The sequence below is a fragment of the Sphingopyxis sp. GW821-FHT10B01 genome (genome assembly GCF_059415685.1).
This window is the reverse complement of the sequence record NZ_JBWKNS010000001.1, coordinates 630,665-653,577: the sequence shown is the minus strand read 5'-3', so window position 1 is coordinate 653,577 and position 22,913 is coordinate 630,665. Positions and strand designations below refer to the sequence as shown.

The following is a 22,913-nucleotide window of genomic DNA, read 5'->3' as shown; positions in this document are numbered from 1 at the left end:
CCTCGATCCTCGACTTTCCGCGCCTGTCCCGCCATAGGCGCGCGCGATGACGACAAGATTCGCCTTTTCGATCGCCGCGACTGACGGCGCCGCCCGCACGGGCACGATTTCGATGCAGCGCGGTGAGATCCGCACGCCCGCCTTCATGCCCGTCGGTACAGCGGCGACGGTGAAGGCAATGCGCCCCGCCGATGTGCGCGCGACCGGCGCGGATATCATCCTTGGCAATACCTATCATCTGATGCTCCGCCCGACCGCCGAGCGGATGGCGCGGCTGGGCGGGCTTCATAATTTCATGGGCTGGGACCGCCCGATCCTGACCGACAGCGGCGGCTATCAGGTGATGAGCCTGTCGGCGCTCACCAAGCAGAGCGAGGAGGGCGTCGCGTTCAAGAGCCACCTCGACGGCTCGCGCCACATGCTGACCCCCGAACGTTCGATGGAAATCCAGCGCCTGCTCGGCAGCGACATCGTGATGGCGTTCGACGAATGCCCGCCCAACGGCGTCGATGCGAAGCGCGCCGAGGCGAGCATGGAGCGATCGATGCGCTGGGCGGCGCGCAGCCGTGCGGGCTTTGACGCAGGCGAGGAGCATGCGGCGCGTTCGGCGCTGTTCGGCATTCAGCAGGGCTCGCTCGACGAAAAGCTTCGCGCGCACTCGGCCGCGGCGCTGACCGACATCGGTTTCGACGGCTATGCGATCGGCGGCCTTGCGGTTGGCGAAGGCCAGCAGGCGATGTTCGGGGTGCTCGATTTTGCACCAGGCCAGCTTCCCGCCGACAAGCCGCGTTACCTGATGGGGGTCGGCAAGCCCGACGATCTGGTCGGTGCGGTCGCGCGCGGGGTCGATATGTTCGATTGCGTGCTGCCGACGCGGTCAGGGCGCAATGGGCAAGCGTTTACGTGGGACGGCCCGCTCAACATCCGCAACGCGAAGTTCGCCGAGGATCAGGCGCCGCTCGACAGCGATTGCGCCTGCCCCGTCTGCACCACTTGGTCGCGCGCCTATCTGCACCACCTCGTCCGGTCGGGCGAGATGCTGGGCGCGATGCTGATGACGCAGCATAATCTGCATTTCTATCAGGATCTGATGCAGCGGATGCGCGACGCGATCGGCGCGGGGGCGTTCGCGGCTTTCCAGGGCGATTTCGACGCGCGCTACCGGCGCTGAATTCAGTCGAGCTTGCTGAGCAAATCGAGCAGCGAATCCGGAATCGCTTCGTCGACCGTGGATTCATAGGCACGGCGCAGGGCGCCATTGACGTCCTGCCCCTTGGCGGAAGGTTTTTTTTCCGCGTCCTTTCCCGAAGCATCGCCGCGTGGCGAACTGGTCTTAGACGACATTATCGGGGTATCTTCTGGACATGGGGCCTTTTGCTAACCGCGCGTACACCAAACTGCAATGGCGCGTTTGTTCCTTCGCGATGAAACTATTTTGCGGCTGAATCGTTCCCTAAGGTCGAAATATATCGGATGTGGGAGGGGATTCGGGGTAATTCGTCCCTTTTCCGGACGCATTCGCAGCACATTGTGTCGCTATCAGGAGGTAAAATATGTCATTGGGTCAGTCGGTTGCGCCGCATCTTCCGTATCTGCGGCGCTATGGCCGGTCCATTTCGGGGAGTCAGCAGAGCGGAGACGCTTTGGTCGCACGCCTTCTCGAAACGCTGGTCGCGAACCCTGGGGCGGTCGATACCGGCGCCGATTTGCGAATTCAGCTTTACCGGATGGTTCATGACAATTTCGGATTGATGACCGAACAGGCGGCGGCGAACGCCGAAGGCGCGCTGAGCGATATTGCGATCGCCGACGCGCGGTTGCGCCGGATTCCGTCGCTAGCGCGGCAAGCCTTGTTGCTGACTGCCGTCGAGGGTTTCAGCTTCGAGGATACGGGGCGGATCATCGGCCGCGATGCCGAGGCGGTGCGCGCGCTGATTTCCGACGCCACCGACGAGATCGACCGCCAGACACGCGCGCGCATCCTGATTATCGAGGATGAGCCAATCATCGCCATGGATATCGAGATGATCGTCCGCGATCTGGGCCATGATGTCGTTGGTGTCGCGACCACGCACCGCGAGGCGGTCGACGAAGCGCAGAAGCACCAGCCGGGCCTTGTGCTGGCCGATATCCAGCTCGCCGACAACAGCTCGGGGATCGAGGCGGTGCAGGAAATCCTGACCGATCTGAAAGTCCCGGTCATCTTCATCACCGCCTTCCCCGAACGGTTGCTCACCGGCGACCGGCCCGAACCCGCCTTCCTGCTGACGAAGCCGTATCAGCCGGCGACGCTGCGCGCGGCGATCTCGCAGGTGCTGTTCTTCGACGAATCGACGATTCCGGCCTGAGGTCGATCTGGTGGGGGTTGCGAGGTTATGACCGGCGGGCGATAGCGGCGCTCGATGACACTCGTGGACGCTTCCAGCCGCCAGTCGGCGCTCGACCGGCTCACCGCGCACGCACCTTTCCTTGCGCGGCTCGCCGAACTCAATCCCGACGACGTCGAGCGCTTTCTGAATGACGGCACCGATGTGGCGCTGGCGGCGGTCACAGCGCCGCCTGCCGGAGACGACATCATGCGGTCGCTCCGGCAATGGCGCGGGCGGATAGCGCTGCTCCTCGCGCTCGGCGATCTGTCGGGTGAGCATGATGTTGCGACGACGACGCGGCTGTTGTCGGACTTTGCCGATCAGGCGTGCGACGCCGCGCTCGCTGCGGCCTTTGCCGAGCGCGTGCCGGATGAGGCGCCGCGCGGCCTTTCAGTGATCGCGCTCGGCAAGCTCGGCAGTTACGAACTCAACTATTCGTCGGACATCGACCCGATCCTGATCTTTGACCCCGAAACCTTGCCCCGCCGCCAGCGCGACGATCCCGACGAGGCGGCGGTGCGGATCGCGCGCCGGATGGTCGAAATCCTGTCGGCGCGCACCGGCGACGGGCATGTGCTGCGCGTCGATTTGCGTCTGCGTCCGCATCCCGAAGTGACGCCGATCGTGCTGCCGGTGAACGCGGCGATTTCCTATTATGAATCCGAAGCACTCGCGTGGGAGCAGGCGGCGTTCATCCGCAGCCGGGCGTCGGCGGGCGACCGCGCGCTCGGCGAGCAGTTCCTGTCGGCGATCCAGCCGTTCATCTGGCGCCGCAGCCTCGATTTTCGTCAGCTCAAGGAAATCGGCGCGATGAGCGACCGGATCCGTGACCATTTTGCGCAAGGGCAGGCGTTCGGTCCGGGTTTCGACCTGAAACGCGGACGCGGCGGTATCCGCGAGATCGAGTTTTTCGCGCAGGTCCATCAGCTCATCTATGGCGGGCGCGACCCGTCGCTACGCGTTCCGGCGACGGTCGACGCGCTGGCGGCGCTGACGGCTGCGGGGCGGATCGAACCCGAAGATGCCGCGCGCCTGTCGGGCCATTATGCGACGTTGCGGCGTATCGAACACCGGTTGCAGATGATCGAGGACCAGCAGACGCATTGCCTGCCGACGCAGGAGGCGGCGCTCGACTGCGTCGCGCGGCTCGATGGCGAGGCCGACGGTCCGGCGCTGCTCGCGGCGCTCGAACCCGTCGTCGCCGACGTCGGGAGTTGCTACGACCGGCTGGTCGCCGAGCGCGCGGTGACGACGGGCTTGCCGCGCGACGAGGATGGGCTGGCGGCGCAGTTGGCGGCGGCGGGGTTCGACCCGCCGGGTGCGGCGCTCCGCACCATCGCCGAATGGCGCGGCGGCAAGCTGCGCGCGCTGCGTAGCCCGGCCGCACTCGACGCGCTCGAAACGATGCTGCCCGAACTGGTCAAGGCGATCGGCGCCGCGCCCGATCCCGACGCGACGCTGACGGGCTTCGACAAGCTGGTCGCGGGATTGCCCAGCGCGATCAATTTCTTCCACCTGCTCGGCGCGCAGCCAGCGCTCGCACGGATCGCGATGCGCATCCTGTCGCTGGCCCCGACGCTCGCCGACGCGCTCGGCACGCGGGTCGAACTGATCGAGGGGCTGATCGACCAGCGCGCTTTTGATGCCCCGGCGAACAAGGACCAGTTGCTTGCCGAATGGGCGCCGGGGCTCGCCGCGCTCGATTATGAGCGATTGCTCGACCGGGTGCGCGACCATGTCGGCGAACGGCGCTTCGCCTATGGCGTCCAGCTCATCGCGGGGGCGACCGATCCGCTTGTCGTCGCCTGCGGCTATTCCGAGCTTGCCGAGGCGGCGCTCGGGGTGCTCGCCGACGCGACGGTGGCCGAATTCGTCGCCGCGCACGGGCATATCCCCGACAGCGAATTGGTCGTGCTCGCGCTCGGCCGGCTCGGCGGGCGCGCGCTGACGCACGCGTCGGACCTCGACCTCATCTATCTGTTCACGGGCGACCATCTCGCCGAATCCGACGGGCCGCGACCGCTCGGCGCAACGACTTATTACAACCGCCTCGCGCAGCGCGTGACGGGCGCGATGTCGGTGCCGACCGCGGCGGGCAAGCTCTACGACGTTGATACAAGGCTGCGGCCGCAGGGCGCACAGGGCCCGCTTGTCGTCACGGTCGACAGCTTCGAACGTTATCAGCGCGAAGAGGCGTGGACGTGGGAGCATATGGCCTTGCTCCGCGCGCGGCCGGTCTATGGTTCCGACGCGGCGAAGGCCGGGGTGCAGCGCATCATCGACGCGTTGCTCGCGATCCCGCGCGATCTCGCAAAACTGGCCGCCGATGCGGCGGAGATGCGCGACAAGATCGCTGCGCACAAGCCGCCGACCGGCGCGCTCGATATCAAGGGCGGACCTGGCGGGCTCGTCGACCTTGAGTTCGCGATGCAGGTGACGCAGCTCACCAGCGGGCAATGCCATGACCCGAATATTTCGGCGGCGCTTGCGTGCATGAAGGCCGCAGATCTCGTCCCGCCCGAGGTGATCGACGCGCATGGTCTGCTCGCGCGGATGCTCGTCATGCTGCGGCTCACCGCGCCCGAAGGGGAGCCACCGACTGCCGCGGCGCGGCAGCTGGTGGCAAGCCAGTGCGGCGAACCCGGCTGGTCGCAACTGCTTGCCGCGCATGACGGCGCGCGGCAGGAGATCGCGGACTGGTGGGGTTCGATTCGCCCCGAAAAGGAGAATGAAACATGAGCGGTCCGAAGATTGGCGACGCCATTCCTGCGGTGAAACTTCTCGACGCCGACGGCGCCACGATCGACCTTGGCGCGATGACCGGCGCGCCGCTGGTCGTCTATTTCTACCCCAAGGCGGATACGCCGGGCTGCACCGTCGAGGCGCAGGATTTCACGCGCCTCGCGCCCGAATTTGCGCATCTGGACGCGCAGGTCCTGGCGGTGTCGCGCGACGCGCCCGCAAAACTCTGCAAGTTTCGCGATAAATATGGCCTGACCGTCAGCCTCGCCTCCGATGAGGATGGCGCGGTGTGCGAGGCTTTCGGGACATGGGTCGAAAAGCAGAATTACGGCCGCACCTATATGGGGATCGAGCGCTCGACCTTCCTGTTCGATCGCGACGGCAAGCTCGCGAAAGAGTGGCGCAAAGTGCGCGTGAAGGGGCATGCGGACGCCGTGCTGGAGGCCGCAAAGACCCTCTGATGCAATCGCTGGGTGAAGCCGCGCGCACAGTCCTGCTGACGCCGGACCCGCACGACAAGCGCCGCGCGGCGCGCAGTCTGGCGCGCGCATGGCGGCAGGGGAGGCTGGCGCATCGCTGCGATACGCCGATGCCCGACCAGCCGGCGTGGCCCGCAGTGCCCGAACTGCTCGCACCGAACCAGATGCCCAAACGCGGCAAGGGCGGGTCCGAACGCGGCCGCATCGCATTGCTCCACGCGCTCGCGCATATCGAATTCGTCGCGATCGATCTGGCCGTCGACCTGGTAGGCCGTTTCGGCGGTGAATTTCCGCGTGCGTTCGTCGACGACTGGATCGGCGTCGCCGCCGACGAGGCGATGCATTTTGCGCTGCTCGACCGGCGACTGCGCGCGCTTGGCAGCCATTATGGCGCGATGCCGGCGCACGCGGGATTGTGGGAATCGGCGCAATTGACCGCCGACGATGCTCTCGCACGGCTCGCGATCGTGCCCATGGTGCTCGAAGCGCGGGGGCTCGACGTCACCCCGGCGACCATGGGCCGCTTCCGCAGCGGCGGAGACGAGGTCTCGGCACAGATTTTGTCGCGCATTTACAAAGATGAAATCCGCCATGTGACCTCGGGCACAGTCTGGTTTGGCTGGCTGTGCGACGAACGGGGATTCAACGCCGTTGAAACGTGGCACGACCTCGTAAAATCGCGATTTCGGGGGGTGTTGAAACCTCCGTTCAACGACTCGGCGCGCCACGACGCCGGTTTAACGCAAGAATTCTACGCAGTTATTGCTTCGTAAGCTTTGGACCAGCACACAGGCTTCTGCGGGGGATGAGCAATCATCCAAACCAATAAGCACCGGCACCAAGGTCCGATCTGGACTTTGGCGACATGGCAAATGTGGGGTCGTCGTTTTGATAAACACTCTTGTGGCGCAGAAGTTGCACCAGGTCGCAATCCTCTGCGCAGCAGCATGTTTCGGACTGGCCGCACCGGCTGTCCACGCTGCCGAAACCAGCGCCGACGCCAGTATCGTTGTTCCCGACGAACCCGATGATGACAGCTTTACCGCTGGCGTTCCTTCGACCGGCGAAAACACCGAAGCCCGAGCAATCTTTCAGGCGTGGAAACGCCTCGACACCGGCCTGACCGCGTCGATCGGTATTGCGGTGCCCTCGCGCCGCCCGATCGACCAGATGTCGCTGTCGTCGTCGTACGGCATGCGCGTCCACCCGGTCACCGGCAAGCTGGCGCGCCACAATGGCATCGACATTCCGGCGCCGCACGGCACCCCGATTTACGCAACCGCCGATGGTATCGTCGGCCGCGCGCAGCGCCTCGGCGGCTACGGCAATTATGTCGAAGTCGAGCATGGCAACGCCATCCAGACGCGCTACGGCCATATGTCGTCTTATGTCGTCATCCCCGGCCAGTCGGTGAAAAAGGGCGACATTCTCGGTTACGTCGGATCGACCGGCCGTTCGACCGGCAACCACCTTCACTATGAAGTCCGCATCGAAGGCGCGCCGGTCAATCCGATGCCGTTCGTCCGCTCGGACCAGATGGCGATCGCGGCACTCACGGGCGACAAGCTCGCGATGGGCGGTCCCGAATAACAGCTTAACAGGGTCGGAGAGGAGGGGCGCCAGGCGGGATACCGTCGAGGCGCCCTTTTCATTTGCGCGCGACGCCCTATCTAGCGGTTATGGCCACGCAGCTTTCCGATATCACCCTGTCGCCCTCCGCGGCGGCGCGAGTCCGCTGGATTGCCGAGCGCAAGGGCGGAACCGAACCCGCGCTGCGCCTCGCGGTCGATGGCGGCGGCTGCTCGGGCTTTACCTATCGCTTCGGGCTCGCCGAAAGCATCGATGCCGATGACATCGTCACCGAAACCGACGGGGTGAAGCTGGTCGTCGATCCGGTCAGCATCGATCTGGTGCGCGGCTGCATCGTCGATTTCGTCGATTCGCTCGGCGGCTCGTCGTTCAAGGTCGAAAATCCCAACGCGGCCTCGGGCTGCGGGTGCGGGTCCAGCTTCTCTATCTGACGCCTTTCACAGCGCCGTGCTTGCTGGCATAGGTGCGCCATGAAAATCGCGACCTTCAATATCAACGGGATCAAGGCCCGTTTGCCGCGCCTCGTCGAATGGCTCGAGGAAACGCAGCCCGATATCGCCTGCCTGCAGGAACTGAAATCGAGCGACGAAACCATGCCGACCAAGGAAATCGAGGCAGCGGGTTACGGTTTTCTCTATCACGGCCAAAAGGGCTTCAACGGCGTCGCGATCCTCGCGAAGGGGACGCAGCCGGTCGAAATCCAGCGCGGGCTCGACGGCGAGCCGGAGGATGAACAGTCGCGCTATCTCGAGGCAGAGGCCCACGGGCTGCGTGTCGCGTCGATCTACCTCCCCAATGGCAATCCGCAGCCGGGACCCAAATTCGATTACAAGCTGCGCTGGATGGCGCGGCTCCGCGAGCGCGCCAAGGCGCTGCTGGCGTCGGAAATTCCGACGATTCTGACCGGCGACTATAATGTCATCCCGCATGACGACGATGTCTGGGACCCGCGTGTCATGGCAACCGATGCGCTGATGCAACCCGAATCGCGTGACGCCTGGTTCCGCCTGCTCGGTGACGGCTGGACCGATGCGCTGCGCAGCCGCCATCCGGCGGGCGGCGTCTGGACATTCTGGGATTATCAGGCGGGCGGGTGGCAGCGCGATCATGGCTTCCGTATCGATCATCTGCTGCTCAGCCCCGCGCTCGCCGACCGGCTGGTCGATGCGGGCGTCGACAAGGATCATCGCGGGCGCGAGAAAGCGAGCGATCACGCGCCGACCTGGGCAGTGCTCGCCTGAGGTCCTAGGCGACCCTGTCCATCAGGATGAAGGTCCCGTCCTGCCGCTGATGGGCGTTGATCAGCGGCACCAGCCGTGTGAAATGTTCGGTCTGGCAATGCGCATCGAGTGCCGCGCGATCAGGCCACTCCTCGACGAAAACAAAATGACCGGGGTCCTTCTGGTCTTCGAACAGGTCATAAGCGATGCACAGCGGCTCGGCTCGCGTCGCCTCGACCAACTCGCGATAGAGCGGCAGAACGATGTCGACGGCGTCGGGCTTGATGAAATCCTGCGCAATGACCTTGAGCATGAGGGGGCTAGTCCAGCCGCTTGTCGTAAATCTGGTACACCCGGTTGACCTTGGCCTCGATCGCCTCGGCGACCGCGTTCATCCCCTGATTGTCGTCGAGTACCCAGCCGATATCGCCGCGCTCGGTGCCATAATCGCGCACGGCGTCGCGGCGGATATATTCGATCATCATGAAGGCGAGGGTGCTCGCCATGCGGCTGTTCTGCAGCTTCCGCGCGACCCCCATCAAGGGCACGCGCAGGATATGGCTCTTGGGTTTGTGCAGCCACCAGAGCAGCCGCGCCCAGTTGAAGGGAAGCAAGGACCCGTCCATGTCGACCAGCAGTTCGTTGATGTTGGGCAGCACGATCATGAACGCGACCGGTTCGCCGTCGACTTCGGCAACGCGGATCAGATCCTCGAAGACGATGTCTTTCAGCTTCTTGCCGACATAGGCGATCTCGCTGTCGGTCAGCGGGACGAAGCCCCAATTGTCCGACCAGGCATCGTTGAGCAGCCCCATGATGAGCGTCGCCTCGGCAGCGAAGCGGCGCTTGTTGACCTTGCGGATGCGGATGCGCGAATTCTTCTCGCCGGCCGCGACGATGCGGTTGACGATCGGAGGGAAGCCGTCGGCGATCGCGACGTCATAGTTGAGGAGCTGCTTGACCGGGTTATAGCCCGCCGCTTCGATCCAGGCGCGATAGAGCGGGCTGTTGTGCCCCATCATGACCGTCGGCCGCTCGTCAAACCCCTCGATCAGCAGGCCGGGTTCGTCCCAGATCGAAATCGACAATGGGCCGAGCGAACGGTGCATGCCTTGGGCGCGCAGCCAATCCTCGGCGCGGACAAGAAGCGCGCGGGCGGTTGCTTCGTCTTCGGCCTCGAGCAGGCCCCAGTTGCCGGTGCCCGGTCCCATGCCCTGTTCGACAGGCTGGGCGAGCGCCAGTTCGTCGATATGTGCCGAGATGCGGCCGACCGTGCGACCATCGCGGCGCGCAAGAAAGAACTGCGCCTTGCCATGTTCGAACCATGGGTTCTTGCCCGGGGTCAGCAGGCCGTAAACTTCGCCTTTCAGCGGCGGCACCCACGCCGGATCGCCGCGATTGAGACGAAAGGCCAGCTCGACGAATTCGCGCAGATCGGCCTTGCCTTTGACCGGGTGGATGGTGATCGGGCCTTCCGAATGTCCGCTCATACTGGTTTCCTGCATTGGACGTCTTATATGTTTGGCGACGCATTAGGGCATTGCTGTGGCGCTGACGACCCGCATTCGGCCATTTTGCTGCCACGAAAATATGGTTCTGGACGCACTATGACGACGATCAATCCCCCCGCCGATCGGGTCGCGATGCCTTTCGCGAAAACGATCGCCAAGACGCCCAAATCGGCGATTGCCGACGATATGGCGATGATCCGCGCAGCATCCGAGCTGACGCGCGACCTCGTGCAGCCTTCGCCACGCATCTACTGGACCGATATGCTGGCCTCGACCTTCGTCGGCTATGCCGGCATCGCGGCTGCGATCCTTGCGCCCTCGACCGCGTGGATGCTGGTCGCCGCGGTGATTTCGGTTGTCGCGCTCTATCGCGCGGGCAGCTTCATTCACGAACTGACGCATATCCGCAAAAATTCGCTGCCGGGCTTTCGCCTTGCGTGGAATATCCTCGTCGGCGTGCCGATGCTGATCCCGTCGTTCATGTACGAGGGCATCCACAGCCTGCATCACAATCGCACCAAATATGGCACGGTCGAGGACCCCGAATATCTGCCGCTTGCGCTGATGAAGCCGTGGACGGTGCCGCTCTTCGTCGTCGCCGCGGCGTTTGCGCCGGTCGCGCTCGTCTTTCGCTATGCGGTGCTCACCCCGCTGTCGTTCCTGATCCCGCCGCTGCGCCGGATCGTCGTCGAACGCTATTCGGGCATGATCATCAATCCGATGTTCCGCCGCAAGCCGCCCGAGGGCGAGTTCCGCCGCCAATGGGCGTGGCAGGAAGGCGGCGCGTGGGCGTGGTCGAGCTTGTTGATCGCCGCGGGCGTCTTCGGCTGGGTGCCGCTGCGCGCACTGCTCATCTTCGGCGCGATCGCGGCTGCGACGCTGGTGCTCAACCAGATCCGCACACTCGTCGCGCATCTGTGGGAAAATGACGGCGCGGTGCTGACCGTGACCGGCCAGTTCCTCGACAGCGTCAACGTGCCGCCGCCGGGCCTATTGCCTGAATTGTGGGCGCCGGTGGGCCTGCGCTATCACGCGCTGCACCATCTGCTGCCAGGCGTGCCGTACCATTCGCTCGGCGAAGCGCACCGCCGCCTGAAGGACGCGCTGCCCGCGGATTCGCAATATCATGGTGCGAATTACGACAGTCTGCCCAAGCTGGTGATGAATCTGATTGCGGGGTCGGCGAAGGGCGCTGCGGCCTGACGAAGGGGCGTTACAGGGGTGTCCGCCTCGGGGCGGTGGACCGCTGGCGCCTTCTTTCGTCACCCCCGGTTGGATCCGGGATTCAGCCGGTTCAAGGACCGCGTGATATTCCAAAGTTCAGGAAAGTTCAGCCCAATGAGCACCCTGATTTGGCTCTCGCGGCGTGCTGGACCGCCCGGCACGTCCCGCCGTGGCTGCGCCCGAAAGTTGGGCAGCGACCAATTTTCTATACCAAATGAAAAGGCCGGATGAAGGCTGACACAGCCGGATAATGTAGGAAAGGCTTATTTGAAGGCGATCCTGCCTTGGGGTGGGAAGCGGTCGTTGCCTTCCCCGCTTCCGTCATCGCGGGTTTAACCCGGGACCCGCCTTTTCTGTCAAGAAGCCAAGCCCCGGACCAAGTCCGGGGTGACGATGATAGACGGGGGCAGCTTTTGGTCGCAAGCCGCCGTCCGCCGGACCTATTCCTCGGTCCGGATCAGGATCATCTCGCCGATCAGCGCAAACAATATGAACGGCCCCCACGCCGCTAGGAAGGGCGAGTAGGCGCCGAGGTCGCCCATCGCGAGCGCGAAATTGTCGGCGACGAAATAGGCGAAACCCAGCCCCATGCCGAGGATCGCGCGGATGAACAGCTTGCCCGAGCGCGCGAGGCCGAACGCCGCGACCGCACCCAGAAGCGGCATCAGGATCGCTGACAACGGCCCCGAAATCTTGTGCCACAGCACGCCCTTGAGCGCATCGACCGGGCGCCCCGCGGCCTCGAGATCGGCGATCGCCGCCTTGAGTTCGAGGAAGGGCAGTTCGTCGCCATCGACCTGCGCCAGCGTGAACTGGTCGGGGCGCACACCCTTGGCCGCGATGATCGTGCCGAGCGGTTCGAGCGTGCCCGAGCGGCGGATGAAGCGCCGGGCGTTGGTCATTTCCCAACCGCCGGCCACCGCGCGCGCGCTGTCGGCCGACAGCATCGACGACAGGACGCCGCCGGTACGTTCATAGATCGTCACTTTGCGAAGGATGATTGCCGGTCCGCCGGTTTCGACCGTTTCGGCGTTGATCAGATCGTCGCCGTCGCGGACCCAGATGTTGGTCCGCACCCCGCTGTCCTTGGGAACGCGGGCATATTCGACCTTTTGCCAGGCGCTGAGCGCCGCGGTCGAGCGTGTGACGATACGTTCGTTGAACGCAAAGCTGATCCCGGCGACGAGCAGCGCGGCGAGGAACAGCGGCGCGAGCACCTGATGCGCCGACATGCCCGACGCCTTCATCGCGACGACTTCGCTGTTCTGATTGAGCGTGATCAGCGTCAGGATCGTCCCGAGCAGCACCGAAAAGGGCAGGAAGGTCTCGACAATCTGCGGCAGTCGCATTCCGACATAGCGCCACACATCCGAATCGCTGTTGCCCGCGACCGCCAATATCTTGCCGCTCTCGCCAAGCAGGTCGAGCGTCTGCAGGATCAGCACCAGCGCGAACAGGATCGAGAAGGAGCGGACGAGAAAAAGACGCCCGACGTAAAGCGCCATCGTGCGCGAGGGGAAAAAATGGAGCTGATGCATTTAGGCTACATTCTCCACGGCACGCGGCTTGCGTTGGAACATCGTGAGCATCCCGCGAATCTTCTGCGCCGCCTTGGCCGCGACGCGCTCGAGCGCGCCGATCGGCTGCCCGCCGGGGACATGCGCGACGGTGTAATACATCCAGATCGCCAGCGCCGAGAACAGCAGGAAGGGCACCCACAGAGCGATGAGCGGGTCGATCACCCCGCGTGCACCCATGTCCTCGGCATATTGGTTGATCTTGTGCTGGGTCACCAGCAGCACGATCGACAGGAAGACCCCGAGCGACGAGGTCGATCTTTTGGGAGGGATTGCGAGCGCGATCGCGATCAGCGGGATCAGGAACATCGACATCACTTCGACGATGCGGAAGTGGAAATTGGCGCGCGATTCAAGCCGCGTCTGCACCGACTGGCTTTTGTCCTTGCCCGCGACGAACAGCTCGGGAATCGTCATTTCGCGATCGGCGCCGCCGCGCAGGCGGAACGCCTCGATCTTGGGCAGCGGGATCGGCAGGTCGTGATTGTCGAAGGTCAGGACGCGCGGCACTGCAAATTTGGGCGATTCATGGATCAGCACGCCTTGCGACAGCCGCAGGATGATCGTGTTCGGGTCATCGGTTGCAAGGAACTGGCCGCGCGCCGCGGTTGCCGACACGCGCTGGCCATCCTTCTGCTCGCCGCGCACGAATATCCCGCGCAAACTGCGCCCGTCATCATAGCTTTGTTCGATCCGCAGCGTCATGCGGTCGCCCAATTTGGTGAATTCGCCGACCTTGATCGAGGCGCCGAGAGCGCCCGAGCGGAGTTCGAACTGCAGGCCTTCATAGGCGTAGCGCGCGACGGGCTGAATAAAGCCGACGATCGCCAGATTGAGCGCCGCGAGCGCGATGGCATAGGCAAAAGGCACGCGCATCAACCGCCCGAAACTCATGCCCACGCCCTTCAGCACGTCGAGCTCGCTTGAGGTTGCAAGCCTTCGGAAAGCAAGGAGAATTCCCAGCATCAGCCCGATCGGGATGCCGAGCGAGAGATATTCCGGGATCAGGTTGGCGAGCATGCGCCACACGACGCTGACCGGGCCGCCCTCGGTCGCGACGAAGTCGAACAGCCGGAGCATTTTTTCGAGCACAAGCAGCATCGCCGACAGGACGAGGGTGCCGAGCATCGGGAAGAAGATGAGCCGCGCGATGTAGCGGTCGATGGCAGGAAGCTTATTCAATCTTTGGTCGCCCCATCACCATGATTTGGCCGCAGTTGTTTCCGATATGCCGATTCAAGGGCGACAGGGACCCATGTCAGCGCGCGCATTTGCGCTTGCTGGGGTGGCTATAGCCTCTGGAGGTTTTGAGGTCATGTCGAAAATGTTTCTCGCCGGACTGCTGGCCGCCGGCGCCGCTGGAGCGCTGATCGTGCCCGTCGCGGCGCAGGGTGCCGCGCTGGGTCCGAGCGCTGCGCTGTGCAACAGCAACGCGACCGCGGTCCAGGTCGATGTGCGCGGTTTCAAGCAGCGCACCGGCACCGTGCGCGTGCAGATCTACAGCGCGAACAGCAATTATCTGGAAAAGCGCAAATGGCTCGAACGGGTCGATGTGCCCGTGTCGCGCGCCGGCACCATGTCGGTCTGCGTGCCCGTCAAGCAACAGGGCAATTATGTCATTTCGGTGCGTCATGACATGAACGGCAATGGCAAGTCGGATCGCAGCGACGGCGCAGGCCTGTCGGGCAATCCTGACATGAAAGTCAGCGATTTCATCTTCAAGCGGAAGCCCAAATTGACGCAGGTCAGTTTTGCGGTCGGCGGCGCTACCAAGCGCGTGCCGGTCGTCCTGAACTACGTCAACGGCCTTTCCTTCGATCCCGTAGAATAGGGGCGTCATGGCCAGCGTCGCGCTTCTTTCCAACCCGCACTCGACCGGCAACCGTGCCTTGTTGCCGCGGGTGCGCGAATATTGCGCGGCGCATCCCGACATCTTTCATTATGAAGTCGAGGACGTCGACCAGATCGAGAAGGCTATCCGCACCATGGCGATGGTCGGGCCGCGCGTTGTCGTGATCAACGGCGGCGACGGCACGGTGCAGGCTGCGTTGACCGAAATTTATTCGGGTGGCCATTTCGGCGGTTCGCCGCCACCGGTCGCGGTGCTTCCCAACGGCAAGACCAATCTTATCGCGCTCGATCTTGGCGCCGAGGGCGACCCGATCAAGGCGTTGCAGCGCGTGATCGATCTTGTCGAGACCGGCCGGCTCGAGGATCATGTGGTCGAACGCCAGCTGATTTCGCTCGACAGCGGCGGCGAAGCGCGGCCGGTACTGGGCATGTTCCTTGGCGGCGCCTATCTCGCCGATGTGATGCTGTATTGCCGCAACCGCATCTATCCGCTTGGTCTGCCGAACGGCGTGTCGCATTTCCTCGCGGCGATTCTCGGGCTGTTCGCGATCATCTTCGGGGTCGGCGGTGGGCGCCTGCCGCCCAAGCCCGAGCATATGACCGTGTCGTTGATCCGTCAGGGCGAGTTCAAGGGCAAATTCTCGCTGCTCATCGTGACGACATTGGAAAAATTGCTGCTGAGCATCCGCACGAGCGACGGCGGCGGCACCAACGGTCACATGAAACTGCTTGCGACGGACAGCAATGTCGGCGCGATGTTCCGCATGCTCGGCGCAACTTGGCGCGGCACGCTGGGACAAAAGCCGCTCGACGGTGTGCATTTCCAGCAGGGCGACGAAATCCGCATCGAAGGCGATCGGTCGAACGTCATTCTCGACGGCGAAATTTTTCAGGCAAAGCGCGGCATGCCGATCATCCTGACCTCGACGCAGCCGGTTCCCTTCCTGCGCCTCGCCGCCTGAGCGCTCGCCGGTGTCCGACCTGATCGATCTGGTCCGCGCCGAATTATCGACTCAGGTCGAACCGCGTGTCGCCGCCATGGCGCGGGCGATTGCCGCCCAATATCCCGGCAGCGCGCGCGCCGTACTTTTCTATGGCAGCTGCCTTCGCGAAACGCAGCTCGACGGGCTGATGCTCGATTTCTACCTGATCGTGTCCGATTATGGCGACGCCTATCCCAAACGCTGGATGGCGGTCGCCAACCGGCTGATCCCGCCGAATGTCTTTCCTTTTCAGCATGACGGGCTGATCGCCAAATATGCGGTGCTCAGCGAGGCCGACTTCCATCGGCTGAATAGCGCGGAGACGCGCAATGTGTCGGTGTGGGCGCGTTTTGCCCAGCCGTCGCGGCTGGTCTGGGTGGTCGACGATACGGCCCGCGACCGTGCGATCGCGGCGGTGGCGCGCGCGGCGCCGGCCTTGCTTGCGGCGGCCGGCTCGATCGAGGGCGAGGCACCGCTCGACTGGTGGCGTCGCGCTTTCACACTCACCTACTCGGTCGAGCTGCGCGCCGAGCGGACCGGACGCGCGCAGTCGGTGGTCGACGCCGATGCCGAACGGTATCAACGGTTCAGCACCCCCGCGATCGCTGCGATTCCGCCCGATGCGCGTGGCGGCGGCTGGACGCGCCGGCGGCTAGAAGGCAAGGCGCTCAGCATCGTCCGGCTTGCCAAGGCCAGCCTGACCTATGCCGGCGGGATCGACTATCTGGCTTGGAAGATCAATCGCCACGCGGGAACGAAGATCGAGATCAAGCCGTGGCAGCGCCGCTGGCCGCTTGTTGCCGCGTTGACGCTTGTGCCGCGTCTGATGAAGAGCGGTGCGATCCGCTAGGCATTGTCCACCGGGAAAATGCGGCAAACCAACTTCAGCTTGCCAGTCGTCGGCCCTCGGTGTGGCGCGCATCGCCGCTCCGCCGGATCGCCTGATCGAGCGCCGCGAGGGTGAAGGGTTTGCGCAGCACGTCATGGTCGCCGAAACTGGCGATCTCGCCCGCATCGCCGGCATAGCCCGTTACGAACAGCACCGACAGTTCGGGCCAGCGCTGTTTCAGCTGCGCGACCATTTCGGGGCCGGTGAGTTCGGGCATCAGCACGTCGGACAGGATCAGGTCGAAGCCGCCCTCCGTCAGCCGTCCCTCGACCAGCGCTTCGGCTTCGAGCGGGTTGCCGCATGCAACCGCCGTGTGGCCCAGCTCGCTCACAGCGTCGACCGTCGCGGCGAGGACGCGTTGGTCGTCCTCCACCACCAGGATGCTCAGCGCATGGCCGGGGGCGGGGGCGGCATCGACATCACCGGGCGCCGCGTCGGTTACGCTGTCCGGCTGCGGCTTGGCGACGGGCATCAGCATGGCGACGCTCGTACCTTCGCCCTCGACCGACGAAATCTGCACCTCGCCGCCCGACTGGCGGCAAAAGGCAAAGACCTGGCTCATCCCGAGGCCGGTTCCCTGACCCGCAGGCTTGGTCGTATAGAAGGGGTCGAAGACCCGCTCGAGCACCTCGGGCGACATGCCGCACCCGGTGTCGATCACCTGCACCGCCAGCGCCGCTGATTTCTGTTCGCCGTCGTCGATGGTGCGGATCGTCAGCGATCCATGGCCATTCATCGCATCGCGCGCGTTGACCGCGAGATTGAGCAAGGCATTTTCGAATTGCTGGCGGTCGACCCAGCAGGCGAGGCCATCGGCCTGAAGGTCGAGCGTCAGCGCGATCCGGTCGCCGATCGTGCGTTCGATGAGCTCGGAAAAACCTCCGATACAATCGTCGATCACGGTCATTTCGGGACGCGCAGGTTCGGACCGCGCGAAGGTGAGCAGGCGCCGCGTCAGATCAGCCGCGCGGTTGGCGCCGTCAAGCGCATTGGCGAGGTGCCGTGGTGCCTTTTCAGGTGAGCGCTGTGCCAGTTCGAGCCCGCCGACAACGACGGCAAGCATATTGTTGAAATCATGGGCGATGCCGCCCGTCAGCTGACCGACGGCTTCCATCTTCTGCGCTTGGCGAAGCTGGGCTTCGGCCGCCTCGCGCTCGCTCATTTCGCTACGTAGCGCAATATTGGCCTGTTCGAGCTCGGCGGTGCGGGCGTCGACGGCCTCTTCCAATTGCATCGCGCGGTCGCTTTCGGCCACCTGTTCGCGGCGGGCGACGCGGCGTTCGGCTTCGGCGCGGACGAGCGAGAAGGTCGCGCCGATCGCGACCACCGCTGCCGCGGCGCCGAGCAGCGAAAAGAGCAGGATCGCCTGGTTCAGGCTGGCACGGTCGGCGGCCGCAAGGCGGTTGCGTTCGCGCAGCAGGCCGCGCTCGTTGGTGATGACGTGGTTCAACAATTTGTCGATGCGGCCGAGGCCGGCATCGTGACCCGCGGCATGATATTTTGAAATCGCGGCGATGGTCTGGTTGTAATTGGCGCTGAGCGCGGCGTCGCCCAGCTGGCTGCCGCGACGGTCCATCTCCGCCGTCAGCTCGTCAACCAGCTTCTCTTGCGCCGGATTGTCGCGGACATTGCGTTTGAGCAGCGCCAGATATTGGCGCGCGAGGCCCCATTGCTGTTCAAAGACGCGCCCATCCTCTTTCTGCAGGCCGACGGCAAAGCGCCCGAGTGCAGCTTCGGCGCGCGCGAGCGCGGCGTCGAGCGAGCGGGTCTGCGATATGACCTCGAGGCTTTGAGTCTGCCAACCGAGCGAGCGGTCATAATTGTCGTTGGCACGCGCGAGCAGCATAACGAGCGCCGCGACGACGCCCGTCAGCATCGTCGCCATCCCGATGGTCAGCCAGAAGCGTATCCGCTCCCGCCGGCTTTCGGTTTCCGTATCGCCATCCCTCTCGAACACGCGCATCTCTTACCGGACAAGCGCGACGCCGCAAAGCGTGGAAGCCCTTAGGCCTTCGACCCTGCTTCAACTCGCCCCGAAAAGGAATCCGCTGGTCGGCGTGCGGTCTCGTTTCAGCCGATAATCCCGACGCGCTTGCCCGCGCGCTCGAACCGGCCGAGGATTACCTCGACCTGCTCGATCGTGTGTTCGGCGCACAGCGAGCAGCGCAGCAAGGTCATGCCCGCGGGCGTCGCGGGCGGGCGCGCGAGGTTGACGTAGAGGCCTTCTTCCAGAAGTGCTTCCCACATCATCGCGCCCTTTTCGAGGTCGGGCATGATCACCGCGATGATCGCCGACTGCGGCTCTTCGGTGCCGAGCTGGAAACCGAGATCGCGCAAACCTTTGTGCAGCACCTTTGAATTTTCCCAAAGGTGCGCGCGCTTGTTCGACCCGTGCATCAGCTTGCGGATGCTCGTCGCCGCGGTCGCGACGACGCTCGGCGGCAGCGACGCGGTGAATACGTAAGGACGGCAGACGAGCCGCAAAATCTCGAACTTCGGGTGGTTCGACACGCAGAAGCCGCCGACGGTGCCGACGCTCTTCGAAAAGGTGCCGATGACGAAATCGACATCGCCCAGCACACCCTGCGCCTCGGCGACGCCGCGGCCATTCTCGCCGATGAAGCCCATCGAATGTGCCTCGTCGACCAGCACCATCGCGCCGGCTTCCTTCGAAACGCGGATCATTTCCTTGAGCGGCGCGACGTCGCCGAGCATCGAATAGACGCCTTCGAGCACGACGAGTTTGCCCGCTTCGGGCGGCAAACGCTTCAGGCGCTTTTCGAGCGCTTCGACGTCATTGTGGCGGAAGGCGACGATTTCGGCGTTGCCCATCGCACAGCCGTCATAGATCGAGGCATGGCTGTCGATGTCGAGGATGACATAGTCGCCCTTGCCGGCGATCGTCGAAATGATGCCGAGGTTCGCCTGATATCCGGTCGAAAACACCATGGCATGATCCATGGCGTAGAATTCTTTCAGCGCCTCTTCGCATTCCTTGTGGCCCTGATAGGTGCCGTTGAGGACGCGGCTGCCGGTCGTGCCGCTGCCGAATTTGTCGAGCGCGTCCTTGCCCGCGGCGATGACATCCTCGTCGAACGTCATGCCCATATAATTATAGGTGCCGAGGAGAATCGTCTCGCGCCCGTTGCAAATCGCGACGGTCGGCGAGACCACTTTTTCCATCACCAGATTATAGGGATCGGTGACCCCGGTCGCGAGCAGATCCTCGCGCTGCTGGATCAGCGGGTCGAATTTCGAGAAGAGATCGGTCATCGCGCTGTCAGCCCTGCAATTTCTCGACCGCGGCGACCAGCTGGCCGACGGTTTCGATTTCGGCCTGCATGTTCATGCTGATGATGATGTCGAACGTGTCCTCGACTTCGGCGACGAAATCCATCACCGTCAGGCTGTCCCATTCCAGGTCGCCGGCAAAGGTGGTGGCGTCGGTCAGTTCGACGCCCTTCTTGTTGAACGGGCCGATCAGGCCAAAAATCTGGTCGCGCAGGGCGGTGCTCATGTGGTGCGTCCCATATAGGAATAAAGTTGCGTGCGGCATGCCGCGAAGGCTTCCGATTGGCAAGCGAATGCGGCGGGAACAGGGCAGCATCTTGCCGCTGGCGGGACTTCGTGGCATCGCTGTGACGGGTCGCCAGCAGGGGCAGCTTGGCATGGACAGCGCAGATTCAAAGACATCGCCGGAACGACCGGCGATTTCCTTTCCGCCGAACGCGGTGCACCTTGTGCGCACCAACCAGCAGATCACGATGCAATTGTCGCAGATGGCCGACCAGAAGGCGTCGATCCTGATGGGTGCGACCTTCGTCGTCTTCACGCTCGCGATCGGGCAGGCGCGGGCAGGCGGCGGGGCGCTGGCGATGCCGCTCGCTATCCTTGCGACCTTTTCCTTCCTGTCGGCGCTGCTCGCGGTGTCGGCGGTGCTGCCGCGCGTCGGCAAGGCGCCGCCGGTCGTCTACAAGGACGGCAAGGATCACAGCAATATCCTGTTTTTCGGCCGCTTCGAGCAGATGGAAGAGGATGAATTCATCGCCGCGGTGAAAGCACGCCTGCGCACCGAGGAAGATCTCTACGAAACGATGCTGCGCGACACGTACCAGAACGGCGTTGTGCTCGCGCGGCGCAAATATCGCTATCTCGCTTATGCCTATCGGTTGTTCGTCATCGGGCTGACGCTGACCTTCATCGCTTTCGGGGTGGAAATGGCGATGTCGTGGGCCTGAAAACCCCCCATGATGGGGGAGGCAGCGAGACTTGCCAGCTTGCTGGCTAGTCGCAGCGGTAGGGGGGGGCATCGGCCTGAAGCGGCGGTGCAAGGATGCGCCATCACCCTCATCCAACTCCGCCTAGCCGCTTCACGACAAAGCCGCGTATCCTCTCCCATCGAGGGAGAAGGTTCAGGCTGTTGCCTTTCTGCCACCCTCGCGGCCAAATGACCCGCTGAAGACAGGCCGGTATTGAACCGCCGGACCCCCGCGCCTATCCGGTCCGGCCATGTTGCAGCAGGCCAGCCCTTTGACCGCGGAGACGCCGCAGGGTCTTCGCAAGGAATTCCGGGCGACACTGGCGCTGGCGGTGCCGCTGGCGGCCGCGAATCTCCTGCAGATGCTCGTCCATGCGATCGACGTGATTTTCGTTGCGCGGCTGGGCGATGCCGCGCTTGCCGCTTCCTCGCTGGGTGTGGCGATCTTCGGCCTTCTGCTCTGGACCGGCTCGGGCCTCATCGGCGCGTCGGCGCCGCTGATTGCCGCCGAACTCGGGCGCCGCAAACATGCGGTGCGCGAAGTGCGGCGTACCGTGCGAATGGCGCTGTGGCTGGCGGCGCTGGTGTCGATCTTCTTCATGGGCATCTGTGCCGCGGGCGGGCCGATCATGCTCGCCACCGGGCAGCCGGCCGAAACGTCCGCGCGCGCCGCCGGCTTCCTGCTGATCCTGATGTGGGGCCTGTTTCCGATGATCGCGGCGGCGGTGCTGCGTATCTTCGTCTCCGCGCTCGGGCGCCCGACCATCGCGACGGCGATCACCTTCGGCGCGCTGTTCGTCAATGCGCTCGGCAATTGGACGCTGGTGTTCGGCCATCTCGGTATGCCCGCGCTCGGCCTGCACGGCTCGGCGATCTCGAGCGTGATGACGAGCGTCCTCATGCTTGTCGCCTATGTCGTCGTCATTCAGAGCGACCGGCGGCTGCGGCGCTATCATCTGTTCGGCAACTGGTGGCGGTCCGAATGGTCGCGCTTTTTCGACATATTGCGCATCGGCACTCCGATTGCCCTGACCATTTTGGCAGAGGCGGGGCTGTTCACCGGCGCGGCGTTCCTGATGGGCCGGATCGGCGAGACCGAGTTGGCCGGGCACACGATCGCGTTGCAGGTCGCCGCGCTTGCGTTTCAGATCCCGTTCGGGGTGGCGCAGGCGGCAACGATCCGCGTCGGGCTTGCCTATGGCGCGCGCGACCACCGCGGCATTGCGCACGCGGGGCAGGCGTCGTTGGTGCTTGGTATCGGCTTCATGGCCTTTACCGCCTTGCTGATGTGGCTGTTTCCCAGCCTCGTGCTGTCGATTTATGTCGATGTTCACGCGGCGCGCAACGCGGCGCTCGTCGGCTTCGCGATGCAGTTCCTTGTCGTCGCGGCCGCCTTCCAGCTGTTTGACGGGGCGCAGGCGGTTGCCGCCGGCGTGCTGCGCGGCCTGCAGGACACGCGCACCCCGATGATCATCGCGATCTGCGGATACTGGATCGCGGGTTATGGCACCGCCATCTATCTCGGCTTCTGGACCCCGCTTGCCGGTGTCGGCGTGTGGATCGGGCTTGCCGTGGGGCTGGTCGTGGTCTCGGCGGTGCTGCTTACGCGGTGGCGGATGCGGGCGCGGCTGGGGCTGCTTCCGGCGTAATTTTCACTGACGTGGAAGGGCTGCGCCGCCCCGCTCCCCCTCCCGGCCTCCCATAGGCTACTATCGTCAGGGAGGACGGGAGGGGGAGCGGGGCGGCGCAGCCCAACGTTTCAGCTTTGCTGAAACGAGATCTGACGCAAAAACTTCGCAAGAATCTTGTACCCCGGCGCTTGACGCCTATCTGACTCCCACCCATATGGCCGATTGTTAGCACTCGCACCCTGTGAGTGCTAAATGACATCCATTGCATTACCGGAGAGATATCCATGCAATTCCGTCCGCTGCACGACCGAGTGCTCGTCCGCCGTATCGAAGCCGAAGAAAAAACGGCCGGCGGCATCATCATCCCCGACACCGCCAAGGAAAAGCCGCAGGAAGGCGAAGTCGTCTCCGTCGGCACCGGCACCCGCGCCGACGATGGCAAGGTGACCCCGCTCGACGTCAAGGCGGGCGACCGCATCCTGTTCGGCAAATGGTCGGGCACCGAAGTCAAGGTCGACGGCGAAGAGCTGCTGATCATGAAGGAATCGGACATTCTGGGCGTGATCGCCTGAACCGCTTCCGCGTCCTC

Annotated in this window: 23 protein-coding genes; 15 read left to right on the top strand and 8 right to left on the bottom strand. The window is 64.2% G+C overall.

The features are described 5' to 3' along the window. Positions 1–46: 46 nt before the first annotated feature. On the top strand, positions 47–1,171 hold the full coding sequence (tgt, locus tag AC07NV_RS02810; protein ID WP_495164815.1) for a tRNA guanosine(34) transglycosylase Tgt: 1,125 nt from the start codon (positions 47–49) through the stop codon (positions 1,169–1,171). A 2-nt stretch (positions 1,172–1,173) separates the two neighbouring features. On the opposite strand, the gene AC07NV_RS02805 is transcribed toward tgt, so the two are convergent. Then, a complete protein-coding gene (locus tag AC07NV_RS02805) occupies positions 1,174–1,344 on the bottom strand; it encodes a NepR family anti-sigma factor (protein ID WP_495164814.1) in 171 nt (56 codons plus the stop codon). Positions 1,345–1,553: 209 nt separating this feature from the next. Between AC07NV_RS02805 and AC07NV_RS02800 the strand changes: the two genes are divergently transcribed. The 7 genes from AC07NV_RS02800 (at position 1,554) to xth (ending at position 8,421) form a co-directional block, all read left to right on the top strand. Continuing rightward, positions 1,554–2,348 (top strand): response regulator, encoded by a 795-nt coding sequence (locus AC07NV_RS02800; RefSeq protein ID WP_495164813.1) that lies wholly within the window; start codon positions 1,554–1,556, stop codon positions 2,346–2,348. A 54-nt stretch (positions 2,349–2,402) separates the two neighbouring features. Next, on the top strand, positions 2,403–5,108 hold the full coding sequence (locus tag AC07NV_RS02795) for a bifunctional [glutamine synthetase] adenylyltransferase/[glutamine synthetase]-adenylyl-L-tyrosine phosphorylase (protein ID WP_495164812.1): 2,706 nt from the start codon (positions 2,403–2,405) through the stop codon (positions 5,106–5,108). Further along, a complete protein-coding gene (locus tag AC07NV_RS02790) occupies positions 5,105–5,572 on the top strand; it encodes a peroxiredoxin (RefSeq protein ID WP_495164811.1) in 468 nt (155 codons plus the stop codon). The genes AC07NV_RS02795 and AC07NV_RS02790 overlap by 4 nt, the downstream gene beginning before the upstream one ends. Next, on the top strand, positions 5,572–6,363 hold the full coding sequence (locus AC07NV_RS02785; protein ID WP_495164810.1) for a ferritin-like domain-containing protein: 792 nt from the start codon (positions 5,572–5,574) through the stop codon (positions 6,361–6,363). Before AC07NV_RS02790 ends, AC07NV_RS02785 begins: the two co-directional genes overlap by 1 nt. Before the next feature lie 130 nt (positions 6,364–6,493). Continuing rightward, the gene (locus AC07NV_RS02780; RefSeq protein WP_495164809.1) at positions 6,494–7,180 is read left to right on the top strand and encodes a M23 family metallopeptidase; all 687 of its coding nucleotides are present in this window, start codon (positions 6,494–6,496) and stop codon (positions 7,178–7,180) included. A gap of 89 nt (positions 7,181–7,269) precedes the next feature. Continuing rightward, complete coding sequence (erpA, locus tag AC07NV_RS02775; protein WP_495164808.1) at positions 7,270–7,611, top strand: iron-sulfur cluster insertion protein ErpA; 342 nt, start codon at positions 7,270–7,272, stop codon at positions 7,609–7,611. Positions 7,612–7,650: 39 nt separating this feature from the next. After that, positions 7,651–8,421, top strand: a complete 771-nt coding sequence (gene xth / locus AC07NV_RS02770) for an exodeoxyribonuclease III (RefSeq protein ID WP_495164807.1) — start codon at positions 7,651–7,653, stop codon at positions 8,419–8,421. A gap of 4 nt (positions 8,422–8,425) precedes the next feature. Here xth and AC07NV_RS02765 read toward each other — a convergent pair whose 3' ends face one another. Then, positions 8,426–8,713, bottom strand: coding sequence for a putative quinol monooxygenase (locus AC07NV_RS02765; RefSeq protein ID WP_495164806.1), 288 nt, complete (start codon positions 8,711–8,713; stop codon positions 8,426–8,428). A 7-nt stretch (positions 8,714–8,720) separates the two neighbouring features. Further along, the gene (locus tag AC07NV_RS02760; protein ID WP_495164805.1) at positions 8,721–9,890 is read right to left on the bottom strand and encodes an N-acetyltransferase; all 1,170 of its coding nucleotides are present in this window, start codon (positions 9,888–9,890) and stop codon (positions 8,721–8,723) included. A gap of 117 nt (positions 9,891–10,007) precedes the next feature. On the opposite strand from AC07NV_RS02760, the gene AC07NV_RS02755 reads away from it, so the two are divergent. After that, a complete protein-coding gene (locus AC07NV_RS02755; protein WP_495164804.1) occupies positions 10,008–11,114 on the top strand; it encodes a fatty acid desaturase family protein in 1,107 nt (368 codons plus the stop codon). Positions 11,115–11,575: 461 nt separating this feature from the next. Here AC07NV_RS02755 and lptG read toward each other — a convergent pair whose 3' ends face one another. Next, positions 11,576–12,673, bottom strand: a complete 1,098-nt coding sequence (gene lptG / locus AC07NV_RS02750; protein WP_495164803.1) for an LPS export ABC transporter permease LptG — start codon at positions 12,671–12,673, stop codon at positions 11,576–11,578. Continuing rightward, positions 12,674–13,840, bottom strand: a complete 1,167-nt coding sequence (gene lptF, locus AC07NV_RS02745) for an LPS export ABC transporter permease LptF (protein ID WP_495165144.1) — start codon at positions 13,838–13,840, stop codon at positions 12,674–12,676. A gap of 187 nt (positions 13,841–14,027) precedes the next feature. Between lptF and AC07NV_RS02740 the strand changes: the two genes are divergently transcribed. From AC07NV_RS02740 to AC07NV_RS02730, 3 genes are read left to right on the top strand one after another with little or no spacing between them, the layout of a single operon-like run. Next, positions 14,028–14,543: a DUF2141 domain-containing protein gene (locus tag AC07NV_RS02740; protein WP_495164802.1), complete on the top strand. Its 516-nt coding sequence runs from the start codon at positions 14,028–14,030 to the stop codon at positions 14,541–14,543. Between the two features lie 7 nt (positions 14,544–14,550). Next, entirely contained in the window at positions 14,551–15,525 is a 975-nt protein-coding gene (locus AC07NV_RS02735) for a diacylglycerol/lipid kinase family protein (protein WP_495164801.1), read from the top strand. Between the two features lie 10 nt (positions 15,526–15,535). Next, entirely contained in the window at positions 15,536–16,396 is an 861-nt protein-coding gene (locus AC07NV_RS02730; RefSeq protein WP_495164800.1) for a hypothetical protein, read from the top strand. A gap of 34 nt (positions 16,397–16,430) precedes the next feature. Here AC07NV_RS02730 and AC07NV_RS02725 read toward each other — a convergent pair whose 3' ends face one another. The 3 genes from AC07NV_RS02725 to AC07NV_RS02715 form a co-directional block, all read right to left on the bottom strand. After that, the gene (locus tag AC07NV_RS02725) at positions 16,431–18,398 is read right to left on the bottom strand and encodes an ATP-binding protein (RefSeq protein ID WP_495164799.1); all 1,968 of its coding nucleotides are present in this window, start codon (positions 18,396–18,398) and stop codon (positions 16,431–16,433) included. Between the two features lie 107 nt (positions 18,399–18,505). Next, positions 18,506–19,708 (bottom strand): serine palmitoyltransferase, encoded by a 1,203-nt coding sequence (gene spt / locus AC07NV_RS02720; RefSeq protein WP_495164798.1) that lies wholly within the window; start codon positions 19,706–19,708, stop codon positions 18,506–18,508. Between the two features lie 7 nt (positions 19,709–19,715). Then, positions 19,716–19,952 carry an acyl carrier protein gene (locus tag AC07NV_RS02715; protein WP_088472186.1) on the bottom strand — a complete coding sequence of 79 codons (237 nt, stop codon included), beginning with the start codon at positions 19,950–19,952 and terminating at the stop codon, positions 19,716–19,718. Positions 19,953–20,019: 67 nt separating this feature from the next. Here AC07NV_RS02715 and AC07NV_RS02710 point away from each other — a divergent pair, with 67 nt between their 5' ends. The 3 genes from AC07NV_RS02710 to groES all read left to right on the top strand — a co-directional run bounded on the left by AC07NV_RS02710 (position 20,020) and on the right by groES (position 22,896). Beyond that, a complete protein-coding gene (locus tag AC07NV_RS02710; protein WP_495164797.1) occupies positions 20,020–20,673 on the top strand; it encodes a Pycsar system effector family protein in 654 nt (217 codons plus the stop codon). Between the two features lie 271 nt (positions 20,674–20,944). Then, a complete protein-coding gene (locus AC07NV_RS02705; protein ID WP_495164796.1) occupies positions 20,945–22,342 on the top strand; it encodes an MATE family efflux transporter in 1,398 nt (465 codons plus the stop codon). 266 nt (positions 22,343–22,608) lie between these two features. Continuing rightward, the gene (gene groES / locus AC07NV_RS02700) at positions 22,609–22,896 is read left to right on the top strand and encodes a co-chaperone GroES (protein WP_037514464.1); all 288 of its coding nucleotides are present in this window, start codon (positions 22,609–22,611) and stop codon (positions 22,894–22,896) included. The last annotated feature ends 17 nt before the right edge of the window (positions 22,897–22,913 follow it).